Source organism: Actinoplanes sp. NPDC089786 (assembly GCF_040684855.1).
Classification (GTDB): domain Bacteria; phylum Actinomycetota; class Actinomycetes; order Mycobacteriales; family Micromonosporaceae; genus Actinoplanes.
The window spans coordinates 733,507-746,027 of record NZ_JBFBGU010000001.1 but is presented as its reverse complement, the minus strand read 5'-3'; the positions used below and the strand labels follow the sequence as shown (position 1 = coordinate 746,027).

At 71.7% G+C, this 12,521-nt stretch carries 14 protein-coding genes and 1 pseudogene; 12 read left to right on the top strand and 3 right to left on the bottom strand.

Annotated features, from left to right (window positions below):
* The first annotated feature begins 95 nt into the window (after positions 1-95).
* Genes AB0O15_RS03555 through AB0O15_RS03545 form a run of 3 tightly spaced genes read left to right on the top strand, consistent with a single transcriptional unit; the run spans position 96 to position 3,527 of the window.
* Complete coding sequence (locus AB0O15_RS03555; protein WP_364313482.1) at positions 96-1,511, top strand: GH1 family beta-glucosidase; 1,416 nt, start codon at positions 96-98, stop codon at positions 1,509-1,511.
* A gap of 5 nt (positions 1,512-1,516) precedes the next feature.
* Positions 1,517-2,527 (top strand): LacI family DNA-binding transcriptional regulator, encoded by a 1,011-nt coding sequence (locus tag AB0O15_RS03550; protein WP_364313479.1) that lies wholly within the window; start codon positions 1,517-1,519, stop codon positions 2,525-2,527.
* A 4-nt stretch (positions 2,528-2,531) separates the two neighbouring features.
* Positions 2,532-3,527, top strand: coding sequence for a phosphotransferase (locus tag AB0O15_RS03545; RefSeq protein WP_364313476.1), 996 nt, complete (start codon positions 2,532-2,534; stop codon positions 3,525-3,527).
* Here AB0O15_RS03545 and AB0O15_RS03540 read toward each other — a convergent pair.
* Positions 3,490-4,068, bottom strand: coding sequence for a TetR family transcriptional regulator (locus tag AB0O15_RS03540; protein ID WP_364313474.1), 579 nt, complete (start codon positions 4,066-4,068; stop codon positions 3,490-3,492). The two genes, AB0O15_RS03545 and AB0O15_RS03540, sit on opposite strands and share 38 nt — an antisense overlap.
* A 78-nt stretch (positions 4,069-4,146) precedes the next feature.
* Between AB0O15_RS03540 and AB0O15_RS03535 the strand changes: the two genes are divergently transcribed.
* Complete coding sequence (locus tag AB0O15_RS03535; protein WP_364313471.1) at positions 4,147-5,604, top strand: MFS transporter; 1,458 nt, start codon at positions 4,147-4,149, stop codon at positions 5,602-5,604.
* Between the two features lie 589 nt (positions 5,605-6,193).
* Here AB0O15_RS03535 and AB0O15_RS03530 read toward each other — a convergent pair.
* Positions 6,194-6,568 carry a DsrE family protein gene (locus AB0O15_RS03530; protein WP_364313468.1) on the bottom strand — a complete coding sequence of 125 codons (375 nt, stop codon included), beginning with the start codon at positions 6,566-6,568 and terminating at the stop codon, positions 6,194-6,196.
* Positions 6,569-6,581: 13 nt separating this feature from the next.
* Between AB0O15_RS03530 and mtfM the strand changes: the two genes are divergently transcribed.
* Together mtfM and AB0O15_RS03520 are read left to right on the top strand one after the other, a co-directional pair.
* A complete protein-coding gene (gene mtfM / locus AB0O15_RS03525; RefSeq protein ID WP_364313465.1) occupies positions 6,582-6,686 on the top strand; it encodes a small membrane protein MtfM in 105 nt (34 codons plus the stop codon).
* A gap of 38 nt (positions 6,687-6,724) precedes the next feature.
* Complete coding sequence (locus tag AB0O15_RS03520) at positions 6,725-7,282, top strand: FABP family protein (protein ID WP_364317012.1); 558 nt, start codon at positions 6,725-6,727, stop codon at positions 7,280-7,282.
* Here AB0O15_RS03520 and AB0O15_RS03515 read toward each other — a convergent pair.
* On the bottom strand, positions 7,263-8,003 hold the full coding sequence (locus AB0O15_RS03515; RefSeq protein WP_364317010.1) for an aminotransferase class IV: 741 nt from the start codon (positions 8,001-8,003) through the stop codon (positions 7,263-7,265). The two genes, AB0O15_RS03520 and AB0O15_RS03515, sit on opposite strands and share 20 nt — an antisense overlap.
* 99 nt (positions 8,004-8,102) lie before the next feature.
* Between AB0O15_RS03515 and AB0O15_RS03510 the strand changes: the two genes are divergently transcribed.
* From AB0O15_RS03510 to AB0O15_RS03485, 6 genes and pseudogenes are all read left to right on the top strand, one after another.
* A complete protein-coding gene (locus AB0O15_RS03510) occupies positions 8,103-8,501 on the top strand; it encodes a transcriptional repressor (protein ID WP_364317007.1) in 399 nt (132 codons plus the stop codon).
* On the top strand, positions 8,498-9,526 hold the full coding sequence (locus AB0O15_RS03505; RefSeq protein ID WP_364313462.1) for a folate-binding protein: 1,029 nt from the start codon (positions 8,498-8,500) through the stop codon (positions 9,524-9,526). Before AB0O15_RS03510 ends, AB0O15_RS03505 begins: the two co-directional genes overlap by 4 nt.
* Positions 9,527-9,644: 118 nt before the next feature.
* Positions 9,645-10,472 carry a 3-keto-5-aminohexanoate cleavage protein gene (locus AB0O15_RS03500; protein ID WP_364313459.1) on the top strand — a complete coding sequence of 276 codons (828 nt, stop codon included), beginning with the start codon at positions 9,645-9,647 and terminating at the stop codon, positions 10,470-10,472.
* Positions 10,469-11,380 carry an asparaginase gene (locus tag AB0O15_RS03495; RefSeq protein ID WP_364313456.1) on the top strand — a complete coding sequence of 304 codons (912 nt, stop codon included), beginning with the start codon at positions 10,469-10,471 and terminating at the stop codon, positions 11,378-11,380. Before AB0O15_RS03500 ends, AB0O15_RS03495 begins: the two co-directional genes overlap by 4 nt.
* A gap of 182 nt (positions 11,381-11,562) precedes the next feature.
* Positions 11,563-11,907, top strand: a pseudogene (locus AB0O15_RS03490) (helix-turn-helix domain-containing protein); the annotation flags it as partial.
* A gap of 122 nt (positions 11,908-12,029) precedes the next feature.
* Complete coding sequence (locus AB0O15_RS03485; protein ID WP_364313453.1) at positions 12,030-12,482, top strand: hypothetical protein; 453 nt, start codon at positions 12,030-12,032, stop codon at positions 12,480-12,482.
* Positions 12,483-12,521: the final 39 nt, after the last annotated feature.

Genomic DNA, 12,521 nt, shown 5'->3' with positions numbered 1-12,521 from the left:
TAGTTCCGCAACTATCGGTGGGTTACCGCAACCGTTCAAACATTTACTCTGTAGCGGTTGGCTAGGTACACCCATTCGTAGGAAGCGGTGAAGGCATGACGGCAACCGTCACGTCCGAGTCGGTGGAGCCCGGCGAAGCGGCACAGCCCGCGACGGCCCGGTTCCCGGACGGATTCGTGTGGGGATCGGCGACTGCGTCGTACCAGATCGAGGGCGCGGCCACCGAGGACGGGCGCGGGCCGTCGATCTGGGACACGTTCTCCCGTACCCCCGGGAAGGTCTTCGCCGGGCACACCGGCGACGTGGCCTGCGACCACTACCACCGCTACCGCGACGACGTCGCGATCATGGCGGACCTCGGGCTCCAGTCCTACCGGTTCTCGATCGCCTGGCCGCGGATCCAGCCGGACGGCACCGGCCCGGTCAACACCCGTGGCCTGGACTTCTACGACCGGCTGACCGACGAACTGCTGGGTCAGGGCATCCAGCCGGTGGTCACGCTCTACCACTGGGACCTGCCACAGGCGCTGGAGAGCCGCGGCGGCTGGGCCTCGCGGGAAACCGCTCTCGCGTTCGCCGAGTACGCCCAGATCGCGTACGCCCGCCTCGGCGACCGCGTGCCCACCTGGACCACCCTGAACGAGCCGTGGTGCTCGGCCTTCCTGGGCTACGCCTCGGGCCGGCACGCGCCCGGCGTCCAGGACCCGGCCTCCGCCTTCCGCGCCGTCCACCACCTGCTGCTCGGCCACGGCCTGGCCGCCGAGGCGCTGCGCGCGGCCGGCGCCGGGACGATCGGCATCACGCTCAACCCGGACGCGGTCATCCCGGTCGACCCGGCCAGCCCGGCCGACCAGGCCGCGGCCCGGATCGCCGACGGCCTGCACAACCGGATCTTCCTGGACCCGCTGATCAAGGGCGCCTACCCGGACGACATGCGTGAGCTGATGTCCCGGTTCACGCCGCTCGACTTCATCTCCGACGGCGACGAGAAGCAGATCAACCAGCCGATCGACGTGCTCGGCGTGAACTACTACACGCCGTCCTACGTCTCCGCGAAGCCGGGACAGCCGGCCGCGCCCGAGGCCCCCGGCACCGAAGGCATCAGCTTCGCCAAGCCGGCCGGCCCGGTCACCGACATGAACTGGCTGATCGAGCCGGACGCCCTGCGCAAGCTGCTGGAGCGCCTGCACAACGACTACGGCGTGCCGCTGATGATCACCGAGAACGGCGCCGCCTACCCCGAGGTCCCGGCGCCGGGCTCGGACGAGGTGCACGACACCCGCCGGGTCGAGTATCTCGACGGCCACCTGCGGGCCTGCCTCGACGCCATCTCGAACGGGGTTGACCTGAGGGGATACTTCGTGTGGTCTCTGATGGACAATTTCGAGTGGGCTGAGGGATATGCGAAGCGGTTCGGCGTGATCCACGTCGACTACGCGACGCAGGAGCGGCGCCCGAAGGACAGTGCCCGGTGGTACGCGGACGTGATCCGACGCAACGGCTTGGAGTGAGGTCCATGGTGACCCGGGAACGGCCCACCCTGGAGGCGGTCGCCCGGCGCGCCGGGGTCTCCCGGGCCACGGTGTCCCGGGTCGTCAACGGCTCGACCACGGTCGCCGTCGCGATCCGGGACGCGGTCAACGCCGCCGTGCAGGAACTCGGCTACGTGCCCAACCAGGCCGCGCGCAGCCTGGTCACGCAGCGCACCGAGTCGATCGCGCTGATCCTGCCGGAGACCGCGAACCGGGTCTTCTCCGACGACCTGTTCTTCCCGGCGGTGATCCGCGGGGTGAGCCAGGAACTGGAGGCGGCCGACAAGCAACTGGTGTTGATGATGGCCGGGTCGCCGGCCAGCCACGGCCGGGTCGAGCGGTACGCGATGGCCGGGCACGTCGACGGCGTCATGTTCGCCTCGATGCACGGCGCCGACCCGCTGCCCGGCGCGCTGGCCCGGCTCGGCATCCCGGTGGTGTGCAGCGGCCGGCCGCCGGCCGGGTCGCCGGTGCCGTACGTCGACGTCGACCACTTCGGCGGCGTCGCCCAGGCGGTGGCCCACCTGGTGGCCGGCGGGCGACGGCGGATCGCCACCATCGCCGGCCCGCAGGACATGGTGGCCGGGGTGGACCGGTTGAACGGCTACCGGGCGGCGCTGGAGGAGGCCGGGCTGAGCGGGCACGTCGCGGTGGGTGACTTCACCCGCGATTCGGGCGTACGCGCGATGAACGACCTGCTGGCCGAGGACCCCGACCTGGACGCGGTCTTCGTGGCGTCGGACATGATGGCGCACGGCGCGCTCCAGGCCCTCAAGGACAAGGGCCGCCGGGTGCCGGCCGACGTGGCCGTGATCGGCTTCGACGACTTCGAGATCAGCCAGTACAGCGACCCGCCGCTGACCACGGTCCGGCAGCCCATAGTGGACATGGGACGCACCATGGCACGGCAGATGCTCGGCCTGGTCAACGACGATCTCGACGTGCCCCAGTCGGTGGTCCTCGCGACCGAACTGGTGGTCCGTGCCTCAGCCTGAGCTCTTGGTTCACAACCGGGGGAACCCAGCCACCGGCGGGGTGTGGCGGATGCCGGGCGGCGAGGTGCTCAAGGTCGCCCGGCCGGCCTGGCTGCCGCCACTGCACCCGGTGACCTGGCCGACCAGCGACGATCCGGCTCACTGGAACTACTGGCAGCGGGAGGCGCTCGCCTACCGGACCGGGTTCGCCGCGTCGGTCTACGCGGACGCCGGCATCGTGCCGCCTTCGCTGTTGCGGACCGCCGACCGGCCCGACGGCGAGATCGAGCTCTGGCTGGCGTTCGCCGACGGGATGCCCGGCTTCTCGTGGCCGGTGGCACGGATCGCCGCCTTCGCCCGGCAGCTGGGCCAGGCGCAGGCCGGGTGGGCGGGCCGCGTACCTGCCGAACCCTGGCTCTCCCGGCACTGGCTGGCGCAATATCTCTCCGCCGGGCCGGCGACCTCGGTCTTCCTGTCCCCGGCCTCGCCCTGGCGTCATCCACTGTGGCCCTCGGACGCGCTGGACCGGTTGCGGTCGGCGTGGATCGCGCGGCCGTCGCTGGTCACCCGATGCGACGCCGTTCCGCATACGCTGTGCCACCTCGATGTCTGGCCCAACAACCTGATCTCCTCCGGCGCGACCAGCGTGCTGCTCGACTGGGCGTTCTGCGGCGACGGCGGGATCGGTGAGGACCCGGCCAACCTGATCGTGGACAGCTTCACCGACGGCCTGATGGACCCTTCCCTGCTGCCGGAACTGACCGAAGCGGTGATGGATTCCTACGTCGAGGGGCTGCGCGACGGCGGCTGGACCGGCTCGGGCGACGACGTCCGGCGGTGGATCATGCTGTTCGGGGTCACCAAGTACTCCTGGTTCGCGCCGGCCCTGCTCGGCCGGATGATCCACGACGGCGACCTGGGCCAGAAGACCTACGGCCAGGACACCAGCGGCGACAGCGCGATGGTGCGGCTGCGCGGGCTGATCACGATGCTCGGGGAGTGGGCCGCAGCAGTCCGGTGATGACGTCACCCAGCGGCGTGACCAGGTCTTCCTGATCGGCGGCGGCCAGCGGCTGCACCCCGATGACCGTCCTCATCAGCACCAGGCCGAGGGCGGTGGCCAGCACGAACTCGGCACGCAGGAGCGCGTCGTCGGCCTCCAGCCCGGTCGCCGCGACCAGGCGCTCGGCGAAGTTGCGCATCACGTTGCGCCGGACCTGGTCGGCCGCCGCGTCGCCGGACGAGCGCAGGAGCAGCAGCAGACGCGTCTTGCCGCTGTCGTCGGCGAGGTGGCGGACCATGGTGCGGGGCAGCTCGTCGAGGGTGATGCCGGGCGTGACGCTGCGGTCGAACTCGTCCACCGCCCCGGTCAGGCAGGCCTCGAACAGGCCCTCCTTGGACACGAAGTAGCGGCTGATCAGGGACACGTTGACGCCCGCCTCGTCGGCGATGTCGCGCACCGTGGTGGCCGCGTACCCGTTGGTGGCGAACCGGTGGCGGGCCGCGTCGAGCAGCGCCTGCCGGGTGCCGGCCGCGTCCCGGCGGCGGGCCTGTTGCGTCATGCCGTGCAGGGTACGCGGTCCGTGATGTGACGTAAACAACCGTTTACTTATCCGGGGACTCTCCCCCACACTGGTTCCATGACTCAGCCCAGCCGTCACGTCAACGGCACCCTGCTCGTGCTCTACCTCTCGCTGGGCGGCCTGGCCTTCGCCGTACTCCAGTCGCTGGTGGCGCCCGCCCTGTCGACCATCGCCCGGGAGCTCGAGGTGTCCAGCGGCGACGCCAGCTGGGTGATCACCGCGTACCTGCTGTCCGCATCCGTGCTGACCCCGATCCTCGGGCGCCTCGGCGACATGGTCGGCAAGCGGAAGGTGCTCATCGGCGTCCTCGCCATCCTCGCCATCGGCACCGCCCTGGCCGCCCTCGCCCCGAACCTGGCCGTGCTGATCGTGGCCCGGGCCCTGCAGGGCGCGGCCGGCGCGATCATGCCGCTCTCCATCGGCCTGGTCCGCGACGCCCTGCCCCGCGAGCGGGTCGGAGTCACGGTCGGCCTGCTCTCCGCGATCTTCGGGGTCGGCGCCGGCATCGGCATCGTCGCGGCCGGCCCGATCGTCGAGCACCTGTCCTGGCACTGGCTGTTCTGGCTGCCGCTGGTGCTGGTCGTGATCGCCCTGCTCGGCGCCATCTTCGGCATGCCCGAATCGGCGGTACGCAAGCCCGGCCACCTCGACTGGGTCGGCGCCACCATCCTCTCGGTGTCACTGGTCTCCCTGCTGCTGGCGATCAGCAAGGGCCGCGAATGGGGCTGGGGTTCGGGTTCGACCATCGGCCTGCTGGCCCTCGGTGCGGTCGCGCTGGTCGCGTTCGTCCTGGTCGAGACGCGTACGAAGGAGCCGCTGATCGACATGCGCCTGATGCGCATCCGCGGCGTGTGGGCCACCGACCTGGTCGCGCTGATCCTCGGCTTCGCCATGTTCGGCACATTCCTGCTGGTGCCGACGCTGCTCCAGCTGCCCGCGATCACCGGCTACGGCTTCGGCAAGTCGGTCTCCCAGGCCGGCCTGTTCCTCCTGCCCACCGTGGCCACCATGGTCGTCTTCGGCCCGCTGGCCGGCCTGCTCGCCCGCAGGTTCGGCCCGAAGCTCCCACTCTTCTTCGGCACCGTCGCCGTGGTCGCCGGCTTCGTGGTCCCCGCGGTCGCACACGGCCAGCTGTGGCAGGTCGTCCTGTCCGGCGTGCTGGTCGGCGCCGGCATCGGCCTCTGCTTCGCCGCCATGTCGAACGCGATCATCGAAAGCGTCCCGGCGGCCCAGACCGGCGAGGCCATCAGCGTCAACACCATCGCCCGAACCGTCGGCAGCAGCATCGGCACCGCGGTCATCGCGGCCGTGATCGCCTCGAACACCACACTGCGCGGCCTCCCCACCGACGACGCGTTCACGATGGGCTTCGCGGTCTGCGCCGGCGTGGCCGTCCTGGCCATCGTCGCCGCCCTCCTGGTCCCGTCGGCCAGGCGCCGCCACAACCAGGCGGTGGCCGCGGGCGTCGACGACCTCCCGCCCGAGCCGGTCGAGCTGCATCTGAGCAACCGCTGATCTCGTCAGCCCGGCGGCGCCGACTCGGCCCGCCGGGCCGTCCTGTTCGGCGCGCGCCGGAGTGTGACCACTCACCCACGTGGACCTTCGGCAAGAGCGCCTGCGTCGCCGCGCTGTCTTCTCCGGCGGGCGAGGTGGTGCCCGGTCGCCCTTTGCTGCCGCCCATTGCGCCCGGTGGTGGGCTGAGGCGGGTGGCCATGCCGGCGGGTGCCCGCTCACGCTGATTGCCGCCGGTCGCGCCGGGACGGTGGTAGCTCAGGGCGGGATCGGGGACGCGGATGGCGCGCTGGGCTACCACCCCCGCCTGCAGTGGTAGGCCCGGACGGTGTTCAAGGCACGGATGGCGCGCCTGGCTACCACTTGAGGGGGTTCAGGGTGACCGCTTACGCAGAATGAAGGGTGGGCGGCTCTGTTCTGGCCGGTCACGGCCTTGGAGCCGCGCGCCCGGCCTCGGGAGCGACGGTCAGCACCACCCAGTCAGCTACGACATGAAGTTCTTGACCTTGACCTGGGTTGGGAAGAAGAAAGGGCCGGGAGCGACGGTCTGGGCCACCCACCCAGGTGCGACATCACCCTCTTGATCTTGACCTCAGTAGACCAGCGCCTGGGCGCCGTCGGTCGTGATCTCCTCGACGAAGACGGCGGCGCCGGCGATGCGGATGCCGGGGAGGACGTCGTCGGGGCCGATGTCGCGGCGGGCGGCGCACTGGGTGCAGGCCGTGACGCGGCCCGCCTCGAGCAGGATGCCGAGCAGCTCGGGCAAGGGGGCCGCGTGGGGCAGCTCGAACTCCTCGGCCCGAGACGGCAGGGCGAACCAGGTGGACTCGCCGGTCAGCCAGAACGAGACGTCCACACCGGCCGCCGCGGCGGTGCTGGCCACCGTGAAGGCCTGCGAGCAGCGTTCCGGGGCGTCCGAACCGGCGGTCGCCTTGACGACCAGCATGCGTGCCATGCGGCTCAGCATAGGATGGGTCCCCGTGGTTACCGAGATCGGATTCGTGAGCCTGCTCGTGGCGGGCCTGGGCGCCGTCGCGGGCGGCGTCAGCTACCTGGCCATGCGTATCGCTAGGGGGCGTTGGTGAGCGACAGTGACGAGAACCCGCTCGGCCCGCCGCCGTGGATGAACGCGCCGGCCGTCGAGCCCTACCCGTACGAGGACACCTTCGACCTGCGCAAGGGTCCTGACCTCAACCCGGCTCTGCTGGGCCTGCTGCCGTTCGTCGGGCAGTGGCGCGGCCGCGGCCAGGGTGGATTCCCGGCGCCGGAAGACTACGACTTCGCGCAGGAGATCACGATCAGCCATGACGGCCGGCCGTTCCTGATGTTCGAGTCGCGCGCCTGGCTGCTCGACGGCGACTCCAAGCCGATGGGCGAGGCGGTGCGTGAGTTCGGCTTCTGGCGTCCGGTGCTGGTCGACGGCCGGCCCGGCGACGACATGGAAGCCACCATGATCACGCCCGACGGGGTGATGGAGCTGTATCTCGGCCGGGCCAACGGCACCCGGCTCGAGATGGAGGCCGACGCGATCGTGCGTACGCCCACCGGCGCCCAGGTGACGGGAGCCCAGCGGCTGTACGGCATCGTCGAGGGCGCCCTGCTCTACGCCCACGAGATGGTGGCGAACGGCGAGGGACCCCACCCGCACATGTCGGCCCGGCTCATCCGGGTCGGCGGCTGACGATCCGCGACAAGCGCCCGGTCCACGGCGACCGGGCGCGCCCGCGGCCGTCCAGCTCGATCACCTCGGCCAGCCCGCGCAACGCCGACACCAGCCAGATCCCGTCCGACCGGTCCAGGTCGGCCACCGTCGCCTCGCCGTGGACACCGCCGGCCTCGGACAGGAGGTGGGCCACGGTCACGCTGGGCAGCACCCCGTCGCCGGCCACACCGTGCAGGACGCCGTCGCTCAACCAGACCAGGCCCGCGGTCGGCGACTCCAGCGCGTACCCCTCGGTGGAGACCCACAGCATGTCGCGGTCGCCGGCCGATCGCCGCGCCGCCAGGTTCGCGGCGTAGGAGAGGGTCTTGGCGGTGGTCAGCGACCATCCGGGCCGTTCGCGGGACACTCCGGCCTCGGCGGTCACCACGCGCACCCCGTCGGCCCGCTGAGCGATCACGGCATCGGGTACGGGGGTGACGGTCGCGTAGAGCACCGGCTCGCCACCGGCCGGGCCGGCCGTGCACACCAGCCGCAGCGCGCCCTCCCCGTCGGCCCGCCACCGCGCCTCGGCCTCGTCGACCAGGGGCGCCGGGTCGGGCAGCGGGATCTCCAGCAGCGCCGCCGACCGGGCCATCCGGGCCAGATGGGCATCCCGCAGCCGCGCGACGCCGTCCCGGATCCACACCGTCTCGAAGACGCCCTCGCCGTACAGCACCCCGCGATCGTCCGGCCGGAGCATCGTCCCCGCCGGGATCACCACAAACCGGTCGTCCACCGGCGCAGCGTAACCAGGAAGCCGCACTATGCTCGGAGGGTGCCCGCCTCGACCCTCGCAGAGATGCTCCGGGAGCGCGGCCTGCGGCTGACCCCGCAGCGCCAGCTCATCCTGGAAGCCGTCCACGAGCTCGGCCATGCCACCCCCGAGCAGGTGCACACCTATGTGCGTGAGCGGGTGGCCGGGGTCAACATCACCACCGTCTACCGCACCCTCGAGCTGCTCGAGGAGCTCGGGCTGGTCAACCACACCCACCTCTCGCACGGCTCGCCGACCTACCACGCGGCGGGCGAGGACCAGCATGTCCACCTGGTCTGCCGGGCCTGCGGCTCGATCGCCGAGGTCGACCCGTCGGTCATGCGGCCGGTGACCGAGCGGCTGCTGGCCGAGCGCGCGTTCCGGGTCGATGTCGGGCACGTCTCATTGTTCGGTGAGTGCGGCGACTGTAAGGATCGACTGTGACCACCGTGACGATCGAGGATCTGACGCCCGAGTCGGCCGACGCCGGCGTGGCGGCCCACTACGGCGACCCGATGCGCGAGCAGCGCCTGCTCGAGACCGCGGTCGGCCTGGTCGACCGCTCCAACCGCGACGTGCTGGCGGTGCCGGGCGAGGAGCGCGCCTCCTGGCTCCACACGCTCACCACCCAACACCTGACCGACCTGCGCGCCGGCCAGGGCTCCGAGCTGCTGGTCCTGTCCCCGAACGGCCACGTCGAACAACACGCGTTCGTCACCGAGGACGGCTCCACGGCCTGGCTCGACACCGAGCCGGGGGCCGGGGCGGGCCTGCTCAAGTACCTCGAGATGATGCGGTTCTTCACCAAGGTCGAGCCGCGCGACGCCTCCGCCGAGCGTGACGTCTGGTCGCTGGTCGGCCCGGGTGCCGCCGAGCTCTTCCCGTCGCTGGCCGAGCCGCGGATCGTGCCGGTGCCGGGCCCGAAGTTCGCCGCCGGTTCGGTGCCGCCCGAGCCGACCGCGCTCTATCCGGCGCTCGAGGTGAACGGCATGCTGGTGCGCCGGGTCCCGATGGGCGTCGACCTGCTCGTGCCCCATGGTCAGGTGCCCGACCTGGATGTGCCGCGGGCGGGGCTGTGGGCGTACGAAGCGGTCCGCGTCGCCCACCGGATCCCGCGACTGGGCTGGGAGACCGATCACCGCACGATTCCGGCCGAGGCCGGGTTCCTCGCTCAGTCCGTACATCTGGACAAGGGTTGTTACCGCGGCCAGGAGACCGTGGCCCGGGTGCACCACCTGGGCCGCCCGCCGCGCCGGCTGGTGCTGCTCCACCTCGACGGCGTGGCCACCGACCAGCCGCCGGCCCAGGGCGCCGCGGTCATGCTCGACGGGCGGCAGGTCGGCTTCGTCGGCACCGCCGTGCGCCACCACGAGCTCGGCATGATCGCCCTGGCCGTGATCAAGAAGAACGTCGCCGACGACGCCTACCTGCTGATCGGCGAGTCCGCTGCGGCGATCGACCCGCACTGACCAGCGCAACCGCCTCGCCTACGCAACCGACGCGTTAGGCTGCGTACCCATCGCAACCAGGGATCCATCCCGCGCTGAAACACAGCGCAACCCCGCGCAAAAAGTCCGGAGGGGCGGCATGAGCACTTTGATCACCGTTGCGCCGACCGGAGCGGAGAGCAGCAAGGCGGCCGTGCCCGCGCTGCCGGTGACGCTCGACGAGCTCGTCGTGACCGCCAAGGAGTGCGAGGCGCTCGGCGCGGCGATCATCCACGTGCACATCCGCGACGACCAGGCCCGGCCCACCCTCGACCAGGGGCGGCTGCGGGCCACGGTGGCCGCGTTGAAGCAGTCCACCGACCTGATCGTGCAGGTCTCCTCGGGCGGGGCGGTGACCGACCCGGAAGAGGCGCGGCTGGCCGTGCTCGACGCCGGCCCCGAGATGGCGTCCTGCACGATGGGCACGGTCAACTTCGGCGACGACGTGTTCCTGAACCGCTGGGACTTCATCGTCGACCTGCACACCCGCATGCAGGACCGCGGCATCGTGCCGGAGTACGAGATCTTCGACCTGGGCCAGCTGGCCACGCTCCAGCGGCTGCTGGCCAGGCACGGGCTGCCGGTCGGCGGGCACGTGCACGTCGACCTGGTGATGGGCGTGCCGGGTGGGATGCCAGGCACGCCCGATGCGCTGGTCGCCTGCACGTCGGCGATCCGCGACCTCCCCGACGGGACCACGTTCAGCGCCACCGGCATCGGGCGCTCGACGATCCCGGTGATGCTGGCCTCGCTGTCCGCCGGCGGCCACCTGCGGGTCGGCATGGAAGACACCGTCACGTACGCCAAGGGCCGCCCGGTCGAGTCGAACATGCAGCTGGTGGCCCGCGCGGTCGGCTTCGCCCAGCTGGCCCAGCGGCCGCCGATCACCCCGGCCGAGGCCCGCCGGATGCTCGGCGTCCCGGCATGATCCTGGCCGAGGTGGTCCGCTCCGGTTTCGTCGAGAGCGTGCACCACGGCGCGGTTGTGGTCACCCCGGACGTCGCCTCGGCCGGCGACGTGACCGGGCCGATGTTCCCGCGGTCGTCGAACAAGCCCCTGCAGACGGTCGGCATGCTGCGGGCGGGGCTGACCGTCGCCGACGGCGCGGCGCTGGCCCTGATCAGCGGCAGCCACTACGGCGAGCCGGTCCACGTCCGCATGGTCCACGAGATCCTCGAGAACGCGGGGCTGGCGCTGGGCGCGTTGCGCTGCCCGGCGTCGCTGCCGCGGCACGAGCCGACGCGGGACTCCTGGCTGCGGTCCGGCGGCGGGCCCGAGCGGGTGCTGATGAACTGCTCGGGCAAACACGCCGGGATGCTCGCCACCTGTGTGGCCAACGGCTGGCCGACCGACACCTACCTGGATCCGAAGCATCCGCTCCAGGTGGCGCTGGCCGACGCGGTGGCCGACCTGGCCGGCGAGCCGGTCGCGGTGACCGGGGTGGACGGCTGTGGCGCGCCGGTCCTCGGGTTCTCGCTGACCGGGCTGGCCCGCTCGTTCAGCGCGCTGGTGGACGCCGCGCCGGGCAGCCATGAGCGGCGGGTGGCCGACGAGATGCGGGCCCACCCCGAGCTGGTGGCCGGCACCGGCGACGACGACACCGTGCTTATGCGGGCGGTGCCGGGGCTGCTCATGAAGGGCGGCGCCGAGGGCGTGGTGGCGGCCGCGGTGCCGGGGGCGGGAGCGGTGGCCCTCAAGATCTCGGACGGCGGCATGCGTGCTCGTACCCCCGTGCTCCTCTCGGGCTTGCGCCGCCTGGGCGTGGCCGCGCCGCACCACACCGAGCTGGTCCTGGGCGGCGGCGAACCGGTCGGCGAGGTCCGCGCCACCTGGTGACGCGAGGGTAGTCCTGGACGCCCGCTGGGGTGACCCGGCGGGATGCCAGCCGCCTTGACTTCCGCGGGTGTGGACAAGTGCACCCAGATTGACATGCCTTGACCACCAAGTGACTCGACTCACGCTAGCTACAGTTAGCAGAACGCTTGCTGGAGCTAGCAAAGCCGACTACGTTCGAACGCATGGCCGGAAAACAGGAACTGCCTCAGGACATCGGGACGTTCATCCGTGACCTGCGGCAGACCGCCAAGATCTCGCTTCGGCAGCTCGCCGACAAGGCCGGGGTGAGCAACCCCTACCTCAGCCAGATCGAGCGGGGCCTGCGCAAGCCCAGCGCCGAAGTGCTGCAACAGATCGCCAGCGCGCTGCGGGTCTCCACCCCGGCGATGTACCTGCGGGCCGGCCTGCTCGACAGCGATGGTCAGCCGGGCGTGCTGGCCGCGATCGCCGCCGACCCCGATCTCACGATCGCGCAGAAGCAGTCGCTCTCGCAGATCTACGAGACGTTCCGCAACGAGAACACCCGGCGGGACGCTCCCGTCGCCGACGACGAGCCCGTCCTCGAGACCGCGCCTGACCTCGACGAGGAGGCGGCGATCCGCTCGCGGCTCGCCACAGAGACCACCACCACCATCTCGGAGGAGAAGTAATGCCTGAGCAGACCAAGACCCGACTGCCCGCCCCGCTCTACGCCGCCGCCGGCGCCGGTGACCTGGCGTACCAGCAGCTCCGCAAGCTCCCGGCCCTGGTCGACGAGCTGGGTGTGCGGGTGAACGAGATCAGCGAGCGGGCCACGGCGTCGCTGCGGGCCGCCAACGACAAGGCCAACCAGACCGACTTCGACAAGCTGCGGGACAACGCCGCCTCCAGCGCGGTCAGCTTCGCGCAGGTCGCCTCCGAGCGGGCCGTCTCGGCGTACACCGCCCTGGTCGCCCGGGGCGAGCGGGTCGTCGGCACCGGCGTGGTCGGGGCCGCCGAGGTGGTCAACGCCGACATCGAGACCACCGAGGAGCCGGCCGCCATCGAGGCCGCCGCCGCGGCCTCGGCCCCGAAGCCGCGCAAGAAGGCCACCCCGGCCAAGAAGGCCACCCCCGGCAACTGAGCCTGTGGAGGCCCCGGCAGCCGCCGGGGCCTCCGGCTT

What these genes read in the sequence shown, in the direction of transcription:
- AB0O15_RS03555 (WP_364313482.1), top strand. Translation starts at nt 96, where the DNA reads ATGACGGCAACCGTCACGTCCGAGTCGGTGGAGCCCGGCGAAGCGGCA.
- AB0O15_RS03550 (WP_364313479.1), top strand. Translation starts at nt 1,517, where the DNA reads ATGGTGACCCGGGAACGGCCCACCCTGGAGGCGGTCGCCCGGCGCGCC.
- AB0O15_RS03540 (WP_364313474.1), bottom strand. Translation starts at nt 4,068, where the DNA reads ATGACGCAACAGGCCCGCCGCCGGGACGCGGCCGGCACCCGGCAGGCG.
- AB0O15_RS03535 (WP_364313471.1), top strand. Translation starts at nt 4,147, where the DNA reads ATGACTCAGCCCAGCCGTCACGTCAACGGCACCCTGCTCGTGCTCTAC.
- AB0O15_RS03530 (WP_364313468.1), bottom strand. Translation starts at nt 6,568, where the DNA reads ATGCTGAGCCGCATGGCACGCATGCTGGTCGTCAAGGCGACCGCCGGT.
- AB0O15_RS03520 (WP_364317012.1), top strand. Translation starts at nt 6,725, where the DNA reads ATGAACGCGCCGGCCGTCGAGCCCTACCCGTACGAGGACACCTTCGAC.
- AB0O15_RS03515 (WP_364317010.1), bottom strand. Translation starts at nt 8,003, where the DNA reads ATGCTCCGGCCGGACGATCGCGGGGTGCTGTACGGCGAGGGCGTCTTC.
- AB0O15_RS03510 (WP_364317007.1), top strand. Translation starts at nt 8,103, where the DNA reads ATGCTCCGGGAGCGCGGCCTGCGGCTGACCCCGCAGCGCCAGCTCATC.
- AB0O15_RS03500 (WP_364313459.1), top strand. Translation starts at nt 9,645, where the DNA reads ATGAGCACTTTGATCACCGTTGCGCCGACCGGAGCGGAGAGCAGCAAG.
- AB0O15_RS03495 (WP_364313456.1), top strand. Translation starts at nt 10,469, where the DNA reads ATGATCCTGGCCGAGGTGGTCCGCTCCGGTTTCGTCGAGAGCGTGCAC.
- AB0O15_RS03485 (WP_364313453.1), top strand. Translation starts at nt 12,030, where the DNA reads ATGCCTGAGCAGACCAAGACCCGACTGCCCGCCCCGCTCTACGCCGCC.